This window comes from Paenibacillus sp. V4I9 (assembly GCF_030817295.1).
Taxonomy (GTDB): Bacteria; Bacillota; Bacilli; order Paenibacillales; family NBRC-103111; genus Paenibacillus_E.
The window spans coordinates 3,612,999-3,632,103 of the sequence record NZ_JAUSZE010000001.1 but is presented as its reverse complement, the minus strand read 5'-3'; the positions used below and the strand labels follow the sequence as shown (position 1 = coordinate 3,632,103).

Sequence of the window (19,105 nt, the reverse complement as noted above, 5' to 3'; positions counted from 1 at the left end):
TGGCGTACGGTTAGGAGGTTTTTTGCTTAAGTGTCTTGGTGTAAGCTCGATATTCTTTGTACCATTGAAAAAGCCATACCCCTAATGTGAAATAGACCCCGCTTGCCAAGTATCCGCCAATGACATCACTAGGGTAATGAACCCCCAGATAAATCCGACTTATCCCAATAAGGATGATCATAACGACACAGAGTATAATGATGATACTTCTTCCGATTCTCGTAGAGAGATGCCGCCAAAGTAGAAAAGCAAGAGACGCGTAAAGTGCGAAGGCTTCCATGGAATGTCCGCTTGGAAAGCTGTAGCCAGTTTCTTGTATAAGTCTATGCAGATCGGGTCTTTGACGAACAAAACATAATTTGAGCAGAACATTAATAATGGCAGTACCAGCAACTATGATGATAAAGAAAATGAGCTCAAAGCGATGATGTAAAACAAAATAAAGAAAAAGCATGGCAGAGAGGGCAAGTACGACCACTATCGGGGTTGAACCTATGAAAGTGAATACTTTCATAAGTAAGGTGAGTCCAGGCGATTCCATACCTTGAATGAGGGTAATCACATTATGATCGAATTGCGCGATCTGTTGGCCCTGAACGAAGGTAGCAACTAAAGAGAAGCATATAAGTGAAAGGATGCAAAGAATGAGGACGAACGTAATCTTAAGTTTTGGGATCATGGCTGGTACTCCATATTTACAATTTTTTTGTGTTTACAAATATTTAGTATAGCATAAGGTTTATTTATGTATACGAGACTTAATGTTAGATAAAGGTATTTCATCATGCTTCTAGAATTATGGATCATGAAGAGGTGATCCGATGGAATTATATCATTTTAGCCATGAGCCCGATATTGAGGTATTCATCCCGAGAGTAAAGGCAAATCGTACAGATATGCCTCCGGTTGTATGGGCAATAGACCCTGAGCATGCCTTTACTTTTTACGTTCCACGGAATTGTCCGCGCATTGTTTACAAGAGGTCTGAATCGATGAGTGAAGAGGATGAGCGACTATTTTTTGGAGTAAGTTTCTCTGACACGGTCATGGTGATGGAGAACGATTGGTATTCACAGGTCAGTCAGACAACCATATATCGGTATACATTTGCAAGGGAAGGCTTTGAACGGTTTGACGAAACCGCTGGTTACTTCATTTCTAAGCAAACGGTCAGACCATTAGACATGCTGCCCATTAGTCATTTATTAGATCAATTAATGGCATTAAATATTGAAGTGAGATTTACGCCGAGATTAACTAAACTCAGAGAAGCCATTCTTGCTTCAACGCTCTCAGATTTTGGCATTCATCGATTTGAACATGCGCAGCGGTAAAGGTAGTTTTTACGTTTTTAGAGTTTGAATCTCTCTATCTGGTCCCACTTATTCTCGAGTTCTAATATTCGCTTTTGCATGGGGCCAAAGAGGTCGTAGTGGGGATAGGAAGGGCTAAAGTGAATATATTGCGGGTTGAGTCCATGTGACACACACCAGTTGGTTAACCGATCCAAATCAGAACAGCCCACCTTCGTGACGGTTCGAATGCCAACAAAGCGTTTATCCAGCCAGTAATGAGTCAAAAAGGCAATCTCGCCGCGGCTTACGGCAGCCTTCCATCGTTGAAGTTCTTCTCTTTTTATGCCAAAGGCCATTGGGATTCCATCCTTTTTGCTTAGAATTCATAAAAGTGTGTTATAATTATACAATATAAGACAAGAAGAGGCAGGGAATGACCTGCTTCTTTTTATTTTAAAAAATGAATTTGGCTTTTGTATTGCTTCATACCCATAAAAACAAGTAAAATAGAAGAGAAGCATTTTTTGATCGATGTAGTGCCAACGATGCCAACAAGGGATTGGATCCTTTTCAATGAGGAAGAACCAGACGGTCAGCATGTTTTTACCCACAAGAAAATAAACGGTTTAAAGGAAAAGGGGACATTTAAAAGTGAACGTTCATTTAAATTTTACGAACAAGGGAAAACTGGTTATTGAAAATTTTAACAATGAGGAATTAATTGAAATTTTCAGCCGATACATCAACACGTTAACGAAGAAATACGCGGTAGATGTTAAGGTCCTTGCAGAAGCTAATCAGAACATTGTCGAAGACGGTTCATTCAAAGTTATCCTTTCCAATGTACAGTGTGATGTCGAAACTTTTTTCAAAGAACTCGGAAGAGACATTAAAGTGCCTTTGAAAAAAAGATCAGATGGAAAATTGGAGAACGTGTTTAAAATCCAGGTTATTGAGTAAATTACGGAGGCTTGTATGCTTAGTTTAGAAGAAAAATTAGCTATCGTGGAATCTTTTCCCGAGTTAGAGCGGAAAAATGTATCACTTGGACGGATCAATTTTCATTATGAAGATAGTGCTTATGATAAGAAGACCGTTGTTTATCACCTGCACCCAAACGGAAATGGATTTGTTTACGCCGAATATATCAAAGGATATGCTACGGACAACAAAGGGTTAATCAATATCCGTGATTTCAGCGCGGAAGAGCTGCGAGACATTATCGAGAAGTCGATTCATTCTTTAACAGGTAAGACATCCAAGAAGCTTCCCAAGATGGATACAGAACAACAAGAAGAGCACTGGATAGATGAAGACGGCCATGTCTTGGTCGTAACTTTTGTTGAAGATTTATGGTATATCTATGCAGGCAGCAATCTAGACTGTGCCTTTGAAACCTATGAAGAGGTTCAAGAGTATCTGGCAGAAGAAGGATTCACCAAAAAGTAAATCTTATTGGTATAAATCAAGAAAACCTCATCTACGGATGGGGTTTTCTTTCATTAGGAATGCTGTTAAATAAGAAGCGGCTGCTAAAAGTGTACCGAATGCAAGGTAAATCATCGGATGACAATAGAAAGGAAGTTCTTCACAAGCTAAATCATATGCGTTCTGTAAGAAAAAGTCATGACTGAGTGATGTAAGATTCGCAAAAATTCCAATCATATAAATAATAACAAATTTATCAATGAATAAAATGAAAAGTAGGGAGAACCAAGCAAAGATTAAGTTCGAGTAAGACTGTTTCCGAACCCAACTGCCTATCGAAAAATAAGGTATTACGGAAAAGAGAAAGCCATAGTATAAGCCTGACTTCGTGATAGATCTGTCATAAGGAACACTTGAAAAAATAGGGTAGGATAGGGCTGCGAACGCAAAAGTTAACCCGTACCAGCTAATAAACAAGACAATTAGTTTCAAGGAGTGCGGTGGAAAATTCTTGTAGGTTTTATCGGATAGGTTCATTTGATCAGCTCCAAATCGAATTGGAATTATTAACCACATAACGATAACATAGAGGTGACATTGTGGGCAACATTAGAGGGCTATTTGTGCTATAATTGATGGAAAATTGATCTAGCAGCAATTGATTCTAGTGGGGGTATTTTCGTGAAATTTAGACCTTGTATCGATTTACACAACGGTAAAGTTAAACAAATCGTAGGTGAGACATTAAGTACGGAGGGAAAGGAAATCATAGAAAATTTTGTTTCCTCTTTTGACTCTACCTATTATGCCACGATGTTCAAAAGGGATCATCTACTTGGAGGACATGTCATCATGCTCGGTGACGGGAATAGGGATGAAGCCGTGAACGCGCTGCGTGAGTATCCCGGCGGTTTACAAATTGGCGGTGGTATTCATGCGGAGAATGCTAGCTACTATCTTGAGCAAGGTGCCTCACACGTCGTTGTGACCTCCTATATTTTCCGCGATGGGCAGCTGAATATGGACAATCTCAAACAAATCGTAGCTGAGGTAGGGAAAAACAATTTGGTCATAGATCTCAGTTGTAAAGAGAAGGATGGCAAATGGTTCGTAGCTACAAACCAATGGAAGCAATTGAGTAACTTTGAATTGAATAAAGAAAATATTCGATTTCTGGAACAATATTGTGATGAGTTTCTGATTCACGCTGTTGATGTAGAGGGCAAACAAAACGGTATTCAGCAAAGCCTGGTCAGTACATTGGCAGAATGGGTTGTAATTCCTACTACCTATGCAGGAGGAGCAAGATCCTTCGCGGATATTGAGCTCTTCAAAGAATTATCCAGTGGAAAGCTTGATATCACCATTGGTAGTGCCTTAGACATTTTCGGTGGCAAGCTTTCTTATGATGAAGTCGTGAAATATATGAACGAGTTAACTTAGTTAAAAGCAGCAGATACCTTATGATTAGGGTGTCTGCTATTTTTAATTAGATGATCGACTCCAATTGTTGTTAGTCAGATTAAACGTTATTATTAAAGTTGTACGTTCAATGAATGGAGTAAATTTACAATTCGGTGAAATAGGGGATGTTTGAGGGATGGCACGCTGGCAAAGACTTTACTACTTGGGTATGGTTTTAGCCCTGATATTAGCTGTAACAGGGGAATTAATTTGGCTGCCAGATCCCTTGCGATTGGGTACAAGGATTTATTGGATAGATGCGATTGATCTGCTGATCTATGCTCTTGCCTTGATTCCTATAATTTGGATGGCTGGAGCACTCTGGCATATGTTCTCGCAAAGAAGTGTCTGGGTTCGCGTTCGTTGTATCGCAATAATCGTAGCTTCCTTGGCGAGTGTAATTATCCTGCTCACGATTCCGAAAAAGGTTGAAATTTCGGTGAGTACTTTTCTTATAACTTGGTTACTAGTATTTATAGATTTATTTTTCCATGAACGGATGCGTCGCAAGATCCCTGGTCAAAGTATAACTTTGTTTGGTTCCACTTTGTTACTATTGCTTGTGATGTTCTGGCCGACGAATTCCATGGTCACTTACCCAGGATTGACCTTAAACATGAATCGTTACGCACAGGCAAATGGGGGAAATGTTCATGGAGAAATTTCGGGTGTGCTTGTCTTTGAGCGGCCAGCATTCCCAATCGATTGGCTATACGCGAAGCTTTTTGCCAAGTATTCATTTGAACCGAAGAATCTCGGTATGTCTTTGGGAGAGTACAACCAAGAAGTACGTACGATGAAGGAGGATGCGAACGCCGCGGGTAGTGCAATTGCTTATCAGAAAGTAGGTAAGGGTAAAGGGATCACCTCGCACGGTGTTCGTATAACGGCTATTCTGAAAGATAGCCCTAGCAATGGTATCTTGCAGCTAAGCGATGTAATCGTGGAAGTAAATGGTTATAGCGTTACAACGGTTCAAGAGCTGACAGCCCGCATGAAATTGTCCAAGCCGGGGGATCAGGTGAAGGTGTTGGTGCTGCGCGGCGGACAGCAAGTTAGTCTTTCGGTTAAGACACGAGCAAATCCGGACGATCCGAGTCGTGCTGCCTTCGGCATTCAAGTTGCGAATGAGGTGCAATATGATATTCCAGAGCCGGTGAAATATCATAACTATTTACTGCATGAGGGAGGACCCTCACATGGGGCGGTGCTGGCACTAACATTGATTGATCAGCTTACACCTTGCGGTGTTACTTATGGCAATCGCGTTGCAGGGACGGGAACCATGGAGCCCGATGGTTCGATCGGTCCTGTTGGAGGCTTAGAGCAGAAAGCCTATAGCGTCAGCAGAACGGATGCCGATGTATTCTTTGTTCCCTCTTTAAATGAGTCAGAAGCAAGACGAGGAGCACCCAGGCTTCTTATTGTACCCGTGCAAACGATTGACGATATGCTGAACTGGTTGCGTTCAAATCCTAAGCAAAAAAGTCAGTCAACTTGCTCTTAGCCAAAAAAGCGCTTGTTGTCTTTTTGACAACAGCGCTTTTTTGTAGTATATGTTTCAAAACTCATATTTCCTTAACAATATTTGTATAAAATATATAAATAATAGACTATTGATTGGAGGTCATGCATATGGACCCGTTAATTGAAATAGAGAAGAAATTAGAAGCTAAAAGAGATGAGCTTAACCATGCGGGAAACATGTACGAGCTGCGGTCCGAGTTCATATTGCGATTATCTGGTGAGTTGGACGAATTATTAAATACTTATCAAATACTGGTAGCTTGTTAGTCTCGAGACGCTTCATAGATCTTTCGTGCAATAAGTTTAGGCTCGAATTGTGCTGTTGACATATGATCACCGTGTGCTTGAATAAATCGATATAATCCCAGCCGGTTTTGACATATGCGGATGCCAGCCGAAATCTGGACTGCCAAGTGGTATAACCGTATCTTCCATCAGATGGACATAGCTTTTGGGTACTTGCAGGCTGTAAAATTTCTTCAAGTCAAGCTTTTCGAATAAGGGCTGGGCAGGTTCAGGTGTGACTTTTTTATAGAGTTGTTGAGCTTGCGTATAACTTGCTAGATTTGCAAAGGATTCTCTAAAAAAAGGAAACGGAAGCATCACTGTATTGTCCTTAGAGCTTTCTAAGAGCTGCTTAAACATCGCTTGCATAGGGGGAGGAAATTCATCGGCAAGCATTCCTCCATCTTTAAGTACAAATGCGTTCAAAAAAACGAGTCTTTTCAGACGATCTGGAATAAGCTCTGCTACTTTCTGGGACTAAACTGCCACCGAAGCTATGTCCAACCAAAATAATGTTCTTTAAATTGTGTGATGTTACGTAATCGGCGATGGATTTTGTCATCATCGCATGTGTAGCAGCCTTGTTAGGGTCAGCGCCATGTCCTGGGTATTCAGGAACATACACGGTATGGCCTTTTTTGCGTAATTCAGCAGCAATCCCCGACCAGAAGCTTACATCTGCCCACGAGCCATGAATCAGAACAAAAGTGAGAGGCTGATCTCTTTCACGGAAATCATGTTCTAAATCCTGAGCCCAAGGAGCCTGAGCGATGTAAGGCCATACGGGATGAGGAACTGGGGGTTGGTTAGGATGCTGAAACGTCCAAGATTGGAGTGGTTGCGGCAGGTTTTCATAATTATAAGTCATCAGGGTCTTCCTCTCGAAGTTTATGCGTTAGTGTATGCCCAGAAGGCCCAATTGCCACAACAAAGCAAAATGACGTCCAACCTGGACGTCAACGTTAGAAAATGCGTCCTCCCAAATTGTCGCCTTTGCGAACAGAAGGTAAATGAATCGTTTTCACATGCTCACTATGCAATATCGATTTCCCGGTAGCTGTATGAAGCTCGAGAAAAGGATGGTCCGCTGTATGAAGAACCCCAATTTTGCTCGGATTTTCTCCAAGATCCAGGACCACAAACTGGCTTTCCAGCTTTTTCAACTGTTGATCAAACGTCCGTGAAAACGTAACTTGAGAAGGTTGGACGAGAAAATGCTCCATTTTCATTGAGTAAGGTGTCGTATTAGGATGGTAAGGGATCACATATTTGACGTGCTTCATCGAAATGAAAATCGTATGAAACACAGGGGAGTGGAAGGCGAAATAATCATTCATGATATGGGTCAAGTAACCGTGTATGCTTTGATTGCCCGTGATATATATTTCAACGAACATCCCTTTAGCGCTCATCAACATCTTTCGATAAGAGATTGAGGCAGACTGAAGATCAAAAGGATATTCCGTAGGTGGGTCAATGGAAGAAGAGCTTGCATAGGTATCGAGCTTTAAATATTGTAAATGGATGATTGGAATATAGTAAAAATGAAATTCATTGAAGATCACGATAAGATCACTGCCTACCTCAAGCAGCACTCCCTTTAAGGGTTGTTGGATCCCCGATAACGATATCTCTACTTGCTTATCAATTAGCTTAGTCATAGGTTCCACAGTTTGCACCTCCTTTCAATCTAGTAGAACTGCTTGATCCTTAATGAATTAGTACATAAATAACCCAAATGGCGCGCTGAATGCCGTAGCAATCAGCGCGCCTGCGACGAGATTGGGGTTATAGGATATGGGTATCATGTAGCAAGTTCTACTAAATTTAACGAGAGCGGTATTTTTTTAACATAAGTTTAATCGCAACGATTTGTGCAGCGGTTGCTTTGTTGCTTTTGTTGCTTTTATTGTTTTTATTGGAGCTATCGGATTTGTTGCCTTTGCTATTATTTTTGTTAAGGGCATTAATACTTTTAACATGGAAAATTGGAATACGGATGATTTCATTATTTACAACAAGCAGCAAGATGTTATCCCCGGAATGTACAACAAGACCTTCAACTTTCTCAGGGCCACCGCGGTTGATTTGAACATTTGTGTATCTCAATTGACCCAAGAGACCTTCAAAGGTATACGCATTTTCAAAACGTTGAGGAGCTCTGTTACTTTTGTTACCTCTGCTTACATTACTGTTCGTACTACTAATGCTTTTGATATGTTGCAATTGGATGTAGACAATAGTGCCATCTTTCATTTGGACTGCTAAATAATCATGATGGACGGATAGTAATCTACCTACGATAGAATCAGGTCCTCCGCGATTGATTTTAACCTCAGTGCCAATTAATGAACCTAAATAGTTTAAACTCATTTTGTCATTTCCCCTCTCAGGAATGTGGTTTAGTTTGGATATAAGCAGCGGTTACTAGTTTGCGTTCACCTCCTGTACCAATGTCATTGCTGCTCATTTGTAATATAAGTATATGTATCCGTTAGAGATGAGGTACTAGATTAGAATCTATTTTTGCAATAATTCCACCAAAAGAACGAACCTACTAATAATTAATTTTTCTATATCAACCAATATCTCTATCCAATTCAAATCTCCTATCATAGACTGCACTATAAACTATAAGGAGGTTTTGAAGATGGAGGTTATTGTATCTAACAAATGTAATTGCGACAAATCAAGAGGCAACAAAAGCGACAAAACAAGAGGCAACAAAAGCGACAAAACAAGAGGTAACAAATGCGACAAAACAAGAGGCAACAAAAGCGACAGAACAAGAGGCACAAACACTGAAAAAACAAATGTCCAAAAAAATGAAAAAACAAGAGGCACCAAAACTGAAAGAACAAATGTTCAAAAAAATGAAAAAACAAGAGGCACCAAAACTGAAAGAACAAATGTCCAAAAAAATGACAAAACAAGAGGTAACAAAAGTGGTGGAGACAAAACAAGAGGCAACAAAAGTGGTGGAAACAAAACAAGGGGCAACAAGACTCGTGGAAACAAAACAAGAGGTAACAAGAGCCGTGGCAATCGTTCATAATCACGAATAAATTAATCTAGAATGAAAGTCTATCTACTATAGATAGGCTTTTTATTATGTAAAAAGGCGGTGTGCCATGATACCGACTCGACATATCGTAATCCAGGATCAGCAGCTTAGAAAGTTGAATGAAGATGTTTGGAGTAAGCAATTCGTAAACGGTGTACTTATTAGTAAAGGGAAACATCTTCCTATTAAAGTCCGTTATCGGGGTGGGCACACGCGAGAGTATGCGAAGAAATCGTATGAAATTGTATGCGGAGGTAAGACTTACCATCTGAATGCGGAGTATGACGATCCTTCGATGATACGGAATGCGCTCTCATTTCGATTTTTCCAACGAATTGGTGTGCCTAGTCCACAAACGAAGCATTTTGAATTGAAGCTAAATGGAGAGAGTCAGGGGGTTTATTTAGAAATAGAAGCTGTTGATAAAAACTTCTTCAGGAAAAGGAGGATTAGTGCGCAATCCCTATTCTATGCTGTGGATGATGATGCCAATTTTGAACTGTTTCACCCGGAAACAAAAAGGAATAAGAGGACGATGTTTGAAGGGTACGAGCAAATCATGGGCTTAAGCACCGAAAGAAAAGAACTGAGCGCATTCATTTCCAAGATCAATAAACTGTCTGGGAAGCCATTAGCTCAATACTTGCAATCCCATTTGGATATTGATAATTATTTGCGATGGTTAGCAGGAGCCGTTTTCACCGGAAACTTTGATGGGTTTGATCAAAATTATGCGATCTATCGTCATAAGCCTTCCAAATTATATCGTATCATCCCCTGGGATTACGAAGGTACTTGGGGGAGAAATTGCTACGGGAAAGTATGCGGCAGTGATTTGGTACGAATTAAGGGCTACAATGCCTTGACCGAAAAATTGATGAGTTTCAAGAGTGTTAGGCAGCGTTATAAACGAATTCTTACCTCCATTCTTCGTACATCGTTTACAAGGAAACAAATATCCCCGATGATTGGACATTTACACGGTACGATAGCCCCTTATATGCTGAATGATCATAATCGTAAGTGGCCTTATTCGGAATTTAGAGGTGAGCCTGAATTCATTATGAACTACATTAAGGAAAGGCGGGAAATTATTAAGCAAGAAATGGAAAAGCTTTAGCCAACCAAATGCTCCATAGCATTTGGTTTTTTTGTTGTTCCATTTGTTCCATTTCCTCTTTTACTAGACAAGAGTGGAACATTTGAAAGAGGGGGTAACCGTTTATAGCAAGATGAGTACAGGTCCCGTATACATACAGTATCAGTATCTACTAATGATAGATGGTGGTAGATGGTAGAAGGGAGGGGATGACAATGGTCGTCATGTTTATCATTATATTTGCAGGGATTCTACTTTTCTTTTTACTTAAACCGCCTTTACAGCCCGAGATAGAAGTCGTTTATGAAAATGTATCTTCCGTAGATTTGAGTATACCGGAAATTGCCTACATCAAGAGAATAGATGCATGACACATAGGACTCAGAATTACAGTAAGATGACTTTTTCTAAAAAGCGGGGTGAAAATTTATGATTGGTTCCGCAACGGTAACCCTTACGATAGCTGCATTTGTCATGACTGTTATCCTTATTCTTTGGCGTCCTAAGGACATGAACGAAGCAATCCCCGCAACGGGAGGTGCTATCCTTGTCCTTCTAAGCGGAAGTGTTTCTCTCGCTGATTTACTTCAAATTATAGATACCATCAGTGACGCCGCTATCACGATTATGGCAACTATCGTCATGGCGATTGTATTAGAAAGCTTTGGTTTCTTCCAATGGGCGGCAGAAGGATTAATGGCTAGAGCCAAAGGATCAGGGATCCGTCTATTCTGGTACGTTAATCTACTTTGTTTTTTAATGACTCTATTCTTCAACAATGATGGCAGTATTATGATAACAACGCCTATATTACTCATTGTTCTAGAGAAACTAGGTTTAAAAAATCACCAGAAAATACCCTACTTACTTTCCGGTGCGCTAATCGCTACGGCTTCTAGCGCTCCTATAGGAGTTAGTAATATTGTTAATCTTATTGCGCTCAAAATTGTCGGAATGGATTTATATATGCACACATTAATGATGTTTATCCCATCAACGTTGGGGTTAATCGTATTTTTATTGCTATTATTCCTCTGTTTCTACCGCATTCTTCCAAAGAAATTACCATTAAACGCGATAGGACCAAGAAAACATCCCTTAAACAACGTTAAACTTCCAAACACGCTGCCAGCCATTCAAGATCGAACAAAATTCATGAGAAATATATTACTGTTCGTATTCATGGTTCGGGTAAGTCTATTTATTGCCTCCTATTATGGTATACCTGTAAGTATCGTAGCCGTGCTAGGTTCAACTGTTCTACTTGCTTGGCGCTGGTTTTACCTCAAAATATCTCCAATCGATATGGTAAAGAAGACACCATGGCATATTTTCGTGTTTGCCTTTGGGATGTACGTTATCATATTTGGATTAAATAATATTGGCTTAACTCAAATGCTTGTTAGTGCCTTTAAACCATTAGTTTCTGGCGACTTATTAAACGGGAGCTTGCTAATGGGAGCACTAGTCACACTCCTATCTATGTTAGTAAATAATCACCCTGCATTAATGATTGGAACACTAACGTTAACCGGTATGGAGTTAGACCCACTAACTTTAAAAGTAACCTACTTAGCCAGTGTAGTTGGTAGTGATCTAGGGGCTTTGCTACTGCCTATCGGAACGCTAGCTTCGCTAATTTGGCTCCATATCCTTAAACAGCATAAAGTGAAAATGAATTGGAAGGATTACTGTAAGGTCACGTTTATAACAATACCCCCTGCTTTAATATTCACATTGATATGTCTTACCTTTTGGGTTTACTGGATTTATTAAAAAAATGCTAGATAAGGAGGTTATCAACCATGATGTTTTTCAACACGTATATTGGAAAGATGGTTCAGATTGAGTTGATTGGGGATGGGGATAAAATTGGTTACCTAATCGATGTAGGTCCAGATATCATTGTCATTTACATGGAAAAGAAGTACTTATATGTTCCTATCGCTCATATTAGAAATATCACACTAAACCTAGACAAATCGATCACGGACTCTCCACCTGACCTCACTTTGCAAACAGGTGAGATCACCTACCACCAAATCTTAAGCAGTGCGATCGATCGCTTCGTAGAAATTTATATCAATAATAATCAATCAATCCACGGTTATGTGAGACATATTTCTCATGACTACTTGGTGTTTCATTCACCCCTTTACCAGATCATGTACATTCCTTTGTTTCATCTAAAATGGATTAGTCCATATCAAAACCATCAGACTCCTTATTCACAAGTACTAACTCAATTTACACCTAGTTCACCTGATCCATCTTTTGCTTTGCTCCCGAATACTTTTGAACAACTGCTGAAAGATTTGGAAGGTGAAATCGTCTGTTTTGACTCAGGTTTACATGCCAACAAAATTGGCTTGCTGCAGAAGCTGGACCTTCCATTTGCAGAACTAATCACGGCCGATGAGAAAAAGCTGCATTACAACATTCAACATATCAAGAATTGCATTCTCTTTAATAAATGAAATCAGTTTTCTTATCCTGGTAGTAGAAAGATAGTTAACCAGAAATGGGGTAACTGTCTTTCTATTTTTGATTAGGAGGTACTTTATGGTAAGATGGGAGTTGTTTTTTCATAAAATGGAGTAAAGTAGGTTCAAGTCGATGACACATAGGGATCAGAAGATTTATCGTTTCAGTGAAGCACCCATATGGGAGCTTCAGCGAACATATTATGAGGAACAGGGAATTGGTGCATGGCAGAGTGAAGAGGTTCCACAATACATAACTAGTAACCCAAGTATTGCGATTGCGTATGCCGAGATCGTATTTGGGTTTCTTCAAGATAGAGCGAGGCTTGGTTACACGTTGGAACCGGTGACGATACTGGAGCTTGGAGCGGGATCGGGCAGATTAGCCTATCATATCGTAAAGGAACTATGTGAGCTGAGGGATTATTCAGGTATAACACTTCCTCCATTTCGTTATGTCATGAGTGATCTGGCGTTCAAAAATATCGCCTTTTGGCAGCAGCACCGCAGCTTAATTCCCTTTGTGGAACAAGGGGTTCTGGACTTTGCACAATTTGATGCTGTGCAGGGTACCGAGCTTCATTTGACGCAATCTGGTGATCGAATTAGAACGGGTGACTTGCAGCAGCCTCTGCTGGTTATTGCGAATTACTTTTTTGATAGTATTCCGCAAGAACTGATCTATGTAGACGAAAACAAAATTTATGAATGCATGGTTTCTTTGCACTTCCCGAAAGGTGATGCCGAATGTAGTGCTGCGGATATGCTGAAGAACGTCATTCCCGAGTATCATTATCGAAGAGCGGATGAATATGAACAGGAATCGTCCCCGTATCGCGAGGTAGTAGGGCTGTATTCGCAGAAGCTGGAGGATTCCCATATCCTATTTCCGGCCGTTGGCCTGCAATGTTTGGAACGACTAAGTCAGCTCTCGCAAGAGGGGTTTATCCTGCTCACTGCGGATAAAGGTGACCACCGAATAGAGAACTGGGAATATAATGAACCTCCCAAGCTGATTCATCATGGAAGCTTTTCCCTGACAGCCAATTATCATGCCATCGGGTATGTATTTGAGCAAAGGGGTGCCATGAGCTTATTCACATCACATCCCTATAACCATTTGAATATAGGGTGTATGCTTATGGTGCCGAATCCACAAAGTTATGGCCTTACACGCTTAGCCTATCGACGGTTTGTCGAGCGATTTGGTCCAGATGATTTTTTCAGCATCAAAGAATGGTTTGATTCGCATTTGGATCTCATGGAAATAAACCAACTCTTAGCTTTTTGGCGCTTGGGTGGGTATGATGCTCAATTGTTCCTCCAAAGCGCGAAGCGCCTCTCGAATCTAATTCCCGAATGCGAGGAAGAAGAATTGTCGGACATTCGACAAGGTATACTTCTGATGTGGGATGGGTATTATCCGATGGAATTAAACCGTGACTTAGCTTTGGACTGCGCTATGATATTGTATCAAATGGATATGTACAAGGATGCGTTGTTATTCTACGAACGGACCAACAACGAGTACAGGAATGACGCTTCTGTGCTTTATGAGATGGCTATTTGCTATTACGAGGTAGGAGAAGATGCTGCTGCTAGGGATTTTGCTCGTAATACGCTAGAATTAGCTCCAGAACATGAAGGTGCTTTAGCGCTAATGAAGCTGTTTCCATAATTATGATTTAGCAAAGAATATATGATAAAAGTGGTGAGATACTTGGAGGAGCAACGGCTGAGAGCAAAAGAATTATTCGATTTGTATCGAGGGCATTTTTTTCAAATGCATCGTGATGGTGTTTTCGAAGAATATAAGACATACGAAATAAATAGTCAAATCGAAATTGACTGGTACAACGAATGGATCGATAACTGCACAAAGCATCTATCGATAAGAGACTGGGATGCAATCACAAGCTTAGAGTCACTAGCAAAATATCATCAGGATTCTCGAATTCTTGACACTGTGATTGCCTTTGCTTCGCGCCATATTATGGGAGCCGATAGTATCGTTAAACTTATGTATGCCGAAAAACTTATGGATATAATTAAATCCTCAAAGAAGGTAGTTTCTAGAGAAATAAGGCATTCGGCCTATCAACTTACCTATAAGATTCTAGAAGATGTTATTTCAAAACCATTGATTATTGACCCAGGACATGAGCTGAATCAATATAACTTAAAAGACAAGAAATCGCTCAACGGCAGAGCTAAAATAAGCATGGACGAGATAAGAAATGTTCGGGATTGACCTTTTATTTTAAGTGCGATTAGGCAGAACCTTCGGTTCTGCTTTTTGTGTACAAACCGATCTGCGGATAAGTGTTGTAGAAAGAAAATGGAAGGGATATATGTTGTGAGGCTCGAACCAGCACTACCACCGCCGTACAAGCCAACCCGATAAGCGCCGAAAAGGCGCTTACAGCTCGTCGCGCCGCGCAAGTCTGATCGCTAAGTTTTAGGTTTATATCTGAAATTTCACAAAAATAACCCATCTCATAGAAGACCGGCAATTTCAGATACAGAGTAGAACAGAATATATATTCGGAATCACTATAAAGGAGAGGATAGAAATGGCTTGTGGGGCGCAAGCTTTGGGGGTTTGCTCTGAGGCAGAGGACATCGGCATTGGGGGATTTATCGCATGCCGAAGGGAATCAGACCATAGCTAGCGGTCAATCATCCCATGCGGAAGGTGCATTGACAACCGCGAGTGGCTTGATTTTGGTACTGATGGGGAATTAGTTTGAAGTCAATACGTCTTCCTCCAAAGATTGAACCAACCCACACTACAGATTATGCACATGGCGGTGATGGCCATTAAATCGAACCATTCCTCTTGCAGCAAATGTAGGATATCTGGTTCTTTTTTTAACTGTAGGACAGCTAATTGGGCTAATAAGCCGGCGATGGCGACTTCAATCCAGGGCATTTTTTGAATGAATTCTTCCATTTTAGAGGAAAATAAAAAGATGAGACATAAAGCTGGCAATACACCCATTGCGATGAATAATAAGTTATCTGATAGCCTTGCTGTCAGCAAGATACTATCGATACTCATGATTAAATCTAAGGCTGCAACACTGCTGAAGATGAACAGATAGGTAAAATGTCTTCTCATCATTTTCTTAGGCATAACCATCCGAATGGCAAAGAAGAACATAATGAGGGCTGTTGCAACATTGATGTAGGGCACATCTGACATCGATTGTACACAAGCAATAGATAGAATACGAAGCAAGCAGAGGAGCATAAAAATATAAAATTTAATTTTACCTCGGAGGTTATATTTATGAAGAGAAAGCTGGATCATAATTGCGTTATCGATATTCGTGAATAAATTGTACATGAAAATAATGAACCAATCCTGCATATATGGTTGTCCTCTCATGTATAACTCATGCCTGTCCTTCGGAAGCTAAGATCATTATATGTGTCTACTACCAAAATAAACCAAATATTTCATAAGGAGATAAGGAGATGAATGAAAAAGAACCCACCTTTAAGAAAAGGAAGGGTTCTTATTTACATAATAGAGATCTAATGGCTTAGATTCTGCGGCCTGTGATGTAATGGCTTGTCCAATATGAACTGTTGATGTCACCGACGACTATACCTTTGTGCGGTAAATTGTTAATGAATTGACCATTACCTATGTAGATGCCCACATGGTTAATTTGGCCTGGTGTACTTACGCTGAAAAATACCAAATCACCCGGTTGGAGCTGATTACGTGGAATGTATGTGCCCAATTTGGCTTGAGCCTTAGATCCCCATGGAATTTGAATGCCATTTAGTTGAAATACATACTGCGTGAAGGAAGAACAATCTAAACGCAAACGCTGATGATCCCTCGAACCAAATACATAGGTGACCCGGCTTTTAAATGAGGAAGCTGTCTTGATAATTTTATTCGCTAAACTGCCGCCATTAGCCGGATTAGAAGGGGCAGGTGCAGGCGCAGGTGTAGGAGCAGGTTTATTTTCATGTACGGTTACACTAGAGCGTGAAACATAGCCCTGTTTTCCATTGTAATCGACTAAAACCCAGTAGTCATTGGCAGCTTCAACAGGCAGTACAGTGCCTTGTTTAATAAATCCCCAAATGGGTGCACTCGTACTCTGATCGGCTCGGAAGTTAACACCCTTATTCACGGTGGCTGTTGCTACTGGGGCAGCAAGAGCACTAGTAGAAAAGCCACTAAACATGGTGAGCGCTAAGCCTAAAGATAATATTGTCTTTTTTCCAAGGTAGTTCTTATTCATTTTTTTCATGAATTAACTTCCTCCTTTTGGTTTAAAAGCTGAGGTGTATCTTGCACCTACTATCACTTTATCACAGTTGAAAATCCCTAAAATTTACCGAATAGAGCCGAAAGCCATATCGTCCTAGCCTAATTCACCATTATTAGAATTTCGTTAGAATTCGATGAGTAATAATTCCTTGACAGGTAAATTTATCTCTTCTTAACAATGAAAGTACTTTCATACCAATTGAATAATGTGGGAGGCAATTTGATGAATAACCTTACATTTCAAGGACAACATACCATTGGAGGTGACCCTATGGTAAATCAACCCACATTTGCAGCGCATGAGTCCCTGGAATTGCATGAAATCCTCAATTTCAAAACACTTTGCGTGACCCGAGAATGCTCTCAACATGCCAGAGATGGCCGACATGACATTTGCTATGGATTTTCTCATCCGAGTCAAAGAAGGAGTTAGGAACACCGCGATTGCCTTAACGGAAACGGCGTCTGAGGGCGCAAGAGCGATCCTCCGCAGCCAGCTTCATCAAGGTATAGCACTGCATCAAGAGGTATCCGATCTTATGATGAGGAAGAAATGGTTCCATCCTTATAAACTCAACGAACAATTTAAACTAGATCAGCTAGGGGCGATTAATGCGGTTCAAATGGCTCAAATGAAGCTGTTTCCAGACGACACCTCGCGTAAAGGCATGTTTGATCGGACACCAGATCAATAACATGATTGGAGGAAATAAAGCATGAAAGCTGTTACGTTTCAATCAAAAATGTCGTTGTGAAAGGTACCCGATCCGAAGATTGAGAAAGCCGACGATATGATCGTTCGAATGACGACTACGGCGATCTGCGGTTCTGATTTGCACTTGATTCACGGGATGATCCCCAATTTACAGGAAGACTATGTGATCGGACACGAGCCTATGGGCATCGTGGAAGAGGTCGGTTCTGGCGTTACGGAGCAGATTCAATTCGACTTGAAGAACATTGAGACTGCTTTGAATGCTCCAACGCTGTAAAGACGTGAAACGATTAAACCGGTAGCCAGAGGCTGCTGGTTATTTGTTTTGGCTCATCTGCAACATAATTTGACTGCTCAACGTTATGTAAGTAACTCAGAAAACGGGTTATACAAAAACATGCCCAAAGGAGAACAGAGCTGATGAAAAAAATAGCCGCTATAACGTTAACAACCTTATTGTGCAGTAGTTTGACATTTGGTTCAGCTTTTGCTTTTTCGGATTTAGACGAAGGACAAGCAGAATCCATTCTGGCCTTAAAAGACCGTGGTGTCGTAAGTGGGATCGATCACGAGCACTTTGTTCCTAAAGGGAAAATTAGCTATGCACAGAGCGTGCAAATGATTGTAAAAGGCTTGGACCTGAACTTAGATTTAATGAAGTTCAAAAAACAGCCTGTAGCAACGGACATGTATTCGAACATCTCCAATGATGCCTGGTATGCGGACGCTTTTATCATTGCTCATTATCACGGATTGCAGATTCCTAAGGATGTGAACCCGAATGCGACGATTACTCGCGAACAATTTGGGGATTTATTAGTTCGTGCCTTAGAAAAGAAAGGCAATTTCCCGCTGGTCAAAATGTTCATCATAATCAAGGATGAGGATCAAATTACGCTTGATTATCAAGGCACTTTACAGAGACTGCTTCTTTACAAAATTACTACCCTTGATAAGGACGGTAAGTTTAATCCTAAAAGTGAGCTTACGCGTGGAGAAGCAGCAAGTTGGCTCTATAACGCTATACGCGTAATGGAAGCTAATACTCAAAAACCGGCTCCTACTGAAGAAGTAGCGGTAAAGGTTGAGAAAGTAAATGATGATGTTAACAAGGTTACACTGTCCAGAGGTGATAAACCTAACTCAGGCTACGGTATTGAAGTCAATGCGATCCAGTTTAACGAAGACGGGCAGGCTGTCATTACGTATACATTGCTCGACCCGAAACCTGATATGATGTACGCTCAGGTGATTACGGAAGCGAAAACTGTCACTTATATTTCTTCTAAGTATAAGGTAACAGCTGAACCTGCTCCTTCGAAATAAATGTCTAGTTTGAAAAAAAGTGCTGCATACCTTTGAAGTAAAAGGTGGCAGCTCTTTTTTTGTGATTTAAGGTGTCAAACGTATTGACAACGTATAAAGAGATGAACTATTCTGTAAGAAAGCGT

The 19,105-nt window shown here is 40.5% G+C and carries 23 protein-coding genes and 1 pseudogene; 16 read left to right on the top strand and 8 right to left on the bottom strand.

The genetic code is table 11. The annotated features are described in order from the left end of the window. Positions 1-10 precede the first annotated feature (10 nt). A complete protein-coding gene (locus QFZ81_RS16985; protein WP_307442422.1) occupies positions 11-679 on the bottom strand; it encodes a phosphatase PAP2 family protein in 669 nt (222 codons plus the stop codon). 142 nt (positions 680-821) lie between these two features. On the opposite strand from QFZ81_RS16985, the gene QFZ81_RS16980 reads away from it, so the two are divergent. Then, complete coding sequence (locus tag QFZ81_RS16980; protein ID WP_307442424.1) at positions 822-1,334, top strand: DUF6886 family protein; 513 nt, start codon at positions 822-824, stop codon at positions 1,332-1,334. A gap of 17 nt (positions 1,335-1,351) precedes the next feature. On the opposite strand, the gene QFZ81_RS16975 is transcribed toward QFZ81_RS16980, so the two are convergent. Beyond that, on the bottom strand, positions 1,352-1,651 hold the full coding sequence (locus QFZ81_RS16975; RefSeq protein WP_307442425.1) for a hypothetical protein: 300 nt from the start codon (positions 1,649-1,651) through the stop codon (positions 1,352-1,354). A gap of 295 nt (positions 1,652-1,946) precedes the next feature. On the opposite strand from QFZ81_RS16975, the gene QFZ81_RS16970 reads away from it, so the two are divergent. The 5 genes from QFZ81_RS16970 (at position 1,947) to QFZ81_RS16950 (ending at position 5,981) form a co-directional block, all read left to right on the top strand. Further along, the gene (locus tag QFZ81_RS16970; protein WP_029198301.1) at positions 1,947-2,255 is read left to right on the top strand and encodes a hypothetical protein; all 309 of its coding nucleotides are present in this window, start codon (positions 1,947-1,949) and stop codon (positions 2,253-2,255) included. Between the two features lie 15 nt (positions 2,256-2,270). Next, a complete protein-coding gene (locus tag QFZ81_RS16965; RefSeq protein WP_307442429.1) occupies positions 2,271-2,744 on the top strand; it encodes a hypothetical protein in 474 nt (157 codons plus the stop codon). Between the two features lie 660 nt (positions 2,745-3,404). Further along, positions 3,405-4,166: a phosphoribosylformimino-5-aminoimidazole carboxamide ribotide isomerase gene (hisA, locus tag QFZ81_RS16960; RefSeq protein ID WP_307442432.1), complete on the top strand. Its 762-nt coding sequence runs from the start codon at positions 3,405-3,407 to the stop codon at positions 4,164-4,166. Between the two features lie 157 nt (positions 4,167-4,323). Continuing rightward, positions 4,324-5,694, top strand: a complete 1,371-nt coding sequence (locus QFZ81_RS16955; protein ID WP_307603688.1) for a PDZ domain-containing protein — start codon at positions 4,324-4,326, stop codon at positions 5,692-5,694. Between the two features lie 128 nt (positions 5,695-5,822). Further along, positions 5,823-5,981 (top strand): aspartyl-phosphate phosphatase Spo0E family protein, encoded by a 159-nt coding sequence (locus tag QFZ81_RS16950; RefSeq protein WP_307442436.1) that lies wholly within the window; start codon positions 5,823-5,825, stop codon positions 5,979-5,981. 66 nt (positions 5,982-6,047) lie between these two features. Here the strand turns inward: QFZ81_RS16950 and QFZ81_RS16945 are convergent, their stop codons facing one another. The 4 genes from QFZ81_RS16945 to QFZ81_RS16930 form a co-directional block, all read right to left on the bottom strand. Further along, positions 6,048-6,395: a hypothetical protein gene (locus tag QFZ81_RS16945; protein WP_307442437.1), complete on the bottom strand. Its 348-nt coding sequence runs from the start codon at positions 6,393-6,395 to the stop codon at positions 6,048-6,050. Positions 6,396-6,405: 10 nt separating this feature from the next. Beyond that, entirely contained in the window at positions 6,406-6,867 is a 462-nt protein-coding gene (locus QFZ81_RS16940) for an alpha/beta fold hydrolase (RefSeq protein ID WP_307442438.1), read from the bottom strand. A 94-nt stretch (positions 6,868-6,961) separates the two neighbouring features. Next, complete coding sequence (locus QFZ81_RS16935; protein WP_307449702.1) at positions 6,962-7,660, bottom strand: DUF2642 domain-containing protein; 699 nt, start codon at positions 7,658-7,660, stop codon at positions 6,962-6,964. A 166-nt stretch (positions 7,661-7,826) separates the two neighbouring features. Then, on the bottom strand, positions 7,827-8,372 hold the full coding sequence (locus tag QFZ81_RS16930; RefSeq protein ID WP_307442439.1) for a DUF2642 domain-containing protein: 546 nt from the start codon (positions 8,370-8,372) through the stop codon (positions 7,827-7,829). Positions 8,373-8,659: 287 nt separating this feature from the next. Here QFZ81_RS16930 and QFZ81_RS16925 point away from each other — a divergent pair, with 287 nt between their 5' ends. The 7 genes from QFZ81_RS16925 to QFZ81_RS16895 all read left to right on the top strand — a co-directional run bounded on the left by QFZ81_RS16925 (position 8,660) and on the right by QFZ81_RS16895 (position 14,896). Beyond that, positions 8,660-9,064 (top strand): hypothetical protein, encoded by a 405-nt coding sequence (locus tag QFZ81_RS16925; RefSeq protein ID WP_307442440.1) that lies wholly within the window; start codon positions 8,660-8,662, stop codon positions 9,062-9,064. 66 nt (positions 9,065-9,130) lie between these two features. Further along, entirely contained in the window at positions 9,131-10,183 is a 1,053-nt protein-coding gene (locus tag QFZ81_RS16920; protein ID WP_307442441.1) for a CotH kinase family protein, read from the top strand. Positions 10,184-10,377: 194 nt separating this feature from the next. Next, entirely contained in the window at positions 10,378-10,533 is a 156-nt protein-coding gene (locus tag QFZ81_RS16915; protein WP_307442442.1) for a hypothetical protein, read from the top strand. 58 nt (positions 10,534-10,591) lie between these two features. Continuing rightward, positions 10,592-11,938, top strand: coding sequence for an arsenic transporter (locus QFZ81_RS16910; RefSeq protein ID WP_307442443.1), 1,347 nt, complete (start codon positions 10,592-10,594; stop codon positions 11,936-11,938). A gap of 29 nt (positions 11,939-11,967) precedes the next feature. Next, complete coding sequence (locus tag QFZ81_RS16905; protein ID WP_307603686.1) at positions 11,968-12,639, top strand: DUF2642 domain-containing protein; 672 nt, start codon at positions 11,968-11,970, stop codon at positions 12,637-12,639. Between the two features lie 139 nt (positions 12,640-12,778). After that, on the top strand, positions 12,779-14,323 hold the full coding sequence (locus tag QFZ81_RS16900) for an SAM-dependent methyltransferase (RefSeq protein WP_307603684.1): 1,545 nt from the start codon (positions 12,779-12,781) through the stop codon (positions 14,321-14,323). Positions 14,324-14,365: 42 nt separating this feature from the next. Next, positions 14,366-14,896 (top strand): hypothetical protein, encoded by a 531-nt coding sequence (locus QFZ81_RS16895; RefSeq protein WP_307442447.1) that lies wholly within the window; start codon positions 14,366-14,368, stop codon positions 14,894-14,896. Between the two features lie 501 nt (positions 14,897-15,397). On the opposite strand, the gene QFZ81_RS16890 is transcribed toward QFZ81_RS16895, so the two are convergent. Both QFZ81_RS16890 and QFZ81_RS16885 read right to left on the bottom strand, forming a co-directional pair. After that, positions 15,398-16,036 (bottom strand): TerC family protein, encoded by a 639-nt coding sequence (locus QFZ81_RS16890; RefSeq protein WP_307442451.1) that lies wholly within the window; start codon positions 16,034-16,036, stop codon positions 15,398-15,400. Positions 16,037-16,193: 157 nt separating this feature from the next. Next, positions 16,194-16,919 (bottom strand): C40 family peptidase, encoded by a 726-nt coding sequence (locus QFZ81_RS16885; protein ID WP_307603682.1) that lies wholly within the window; start codon positions 16,917-16,919, stop codon positions 16,194-16,196. 388 nt (positions 16,920-17,307) lie between these two features. Here QFZ81_RS16885 and QFZ81_RS16880 point away from each other — a divergent pair, with 388 nt between their 5' ends. The 3 genes and pseudogenes from QFZ81_RS16880 to QFZ81_RS16870 all read left to right on the top strand — a co-directional run bounded on the left by QFZ81_RS16880 (position 17,308) and on the right by QFZ81_RS16870 (position 18,980). Then, positions 17,308-17,634 (top strand): spore coat protein, encoded by a 327-nt coding sequence (locus QFZ81_RS16880; protein WP_307442455.1) that lies wholly within the window; start codon positions 17,308-17,310, stop codon positions 17,632-17,634. A gap of 14 nt (positions 17,635-17,648) precedes the next feature. Beyond that, positions 17,649-17,874: pseudogene (locus tag QFZ81_RS16875) on the top strand (alcohol dehydrogenase catalytic domain-containing protein); the annotation flags it as partial. Between the two features lie 200 nt (positions 17,875-18,074). Beyond that, positions 18,075-18,980, top strand: coding sequence for a protease complex subunit PrcB family protein (locus QFZ81_RS16870; RefSeq protein WP_307603681.1), 906 nt, complete (start codon positions 18,075-18,077; stop codon positions 18,978-18,980). The last annotated feature ends 125 nt before the right edge of the window (positions 18,981-19,105 follow it).

Bases quoted from the DNA above. Each gene is read 5' to 3' on its own strand.
- QFZ81_RS16985 (WP_307442422.1), bottom strand. From the start codon at position 679: ATGATCCCAAAACTTAAGATTACGTTCGTCCTCATTCTTTGCATCCTT.
- QFZ81_RS16980 (WP_307442424.1), top strand. From the start codon at position 822: ATGGAATTATATCATTTTAGCCATGAGCCCGATATTGAGGTATTCATC.
- QFZ81_RS16975 (WP_307442425.1), bottom strand. From the start codon at position 1,651: ATGGCCTTTGGCATAAAAAGAGAAGAACTTCAACGATGGAAGGCTGCC.
- QFZ81_RS16965 (WP_307442429.1), top strand. From the start codon at position 2,271: ATGCTTAGTTTAGAAGAAAAATTAGCTATCGTGGAATCTTTTCCCGAG.
- QFZ81_RS16955 (WP_307603688.1), top strand. From the start codon at position 4,324: ATGGCACGCTGGCAAAGACTTTACTACTTGGGTATGGTTTTAGCCCTG.
- QFZ81_RS16950 (WP_307442436.1), top strand. From the start codon at position 5,823: ATGGACCCGTTAATTGAAATAGAGAAGAAATTAGAAGCTAAAAGAGAT.
- QFZ81_RS16945 (WP_307442437.1), bottom strand. From the start codon at position 6,395: ATGCTTGCCGATGAATTTCCTCCCCCTATGCAAGCGATGTTTAAGCAG.
- QFZ81_RS16940 (WP_307442438.1), bottom strand. From the start codon at position 6,867: ATGACTTATAATTATGAAAACCTGCCGCAACCACTCCAATCTTGGACG.
- QFZ81_RS16935 (WP_307449702.1), bottom strand. From the start codon at position 7,660: ATGACTAAGCTAATTGATAAGCAAGTAGAGATATCGTTATCGGGGATC.
- QFZ81_RS16930 (WP_307442439.1), bottom strand. From the start codon at position 8,372: ATGAGTTTAAACTATTTAGGTTCATTAATTGGCACTGAGGTTAAAATC.
- QFZ81_RS16920 (WP_307442441.1), top strand. From the start codon at position 9,131: ATGATACCGACTCGACATATCGTAATCCAGGATCAGCAGCTTAGAAAG.
- QFZ81_RS16915 (WP_307442442.1), top strand. From the start codon at position 10,378: ATGGTCGTCATGTTTATCATTATATTTGCAGGGATTCTACTTTTCTTT.
- QFZ81_RS16910 (WP_307442443.1), top strand. From the start codon at position 10,592: ATGATTGGTTCCGCAACGGTAACCCTTACGATAGCTGCATTTGTCATG.
- QFZ81_RS16905 (WP_307603686.1), top strand. From the start codon at position 11,968: ATGATGTTTTTCAACACGTATATTGGAAAGATGGTTCAGATTGAGTTG.
- QFZ81_RS16900 (WP_307603684.1), top strand. From the start codon at position 12,779: ATGACACATAGGGATCAGAAGATTTATCGTTTCAGTGAAGCACCCATA.
- QFZ81_RS16890 (WP_307442451.1), bottom strand. From the start codon at position 16,036: ATGAGAGGACAACCATATATGCAGGATTGGTTCATTATTTTCATGTAC.
- QFZ81_RS16885 (WP_307603682.1), bottom strand. From the start codon at position 16,919: ATGAAAAAAATGAATAAGAACTACCTTGGAAAAAAGACAATATTATCT.
- QFZ81_RS16880 (WP_307442455.1), top strand. From the start codon at position 17,308: ATGCCAGAGATGGCCGACATGACATTTGCTATGGATTTTCTCATCCGA.
- QFZ81_RS16870 (WP_307603681.1), top strand. From the start codon at position 18,075: ATGAAAAAAATAGCCGCTATAACGTTAACAACCTTATTGTGCAGTAGT.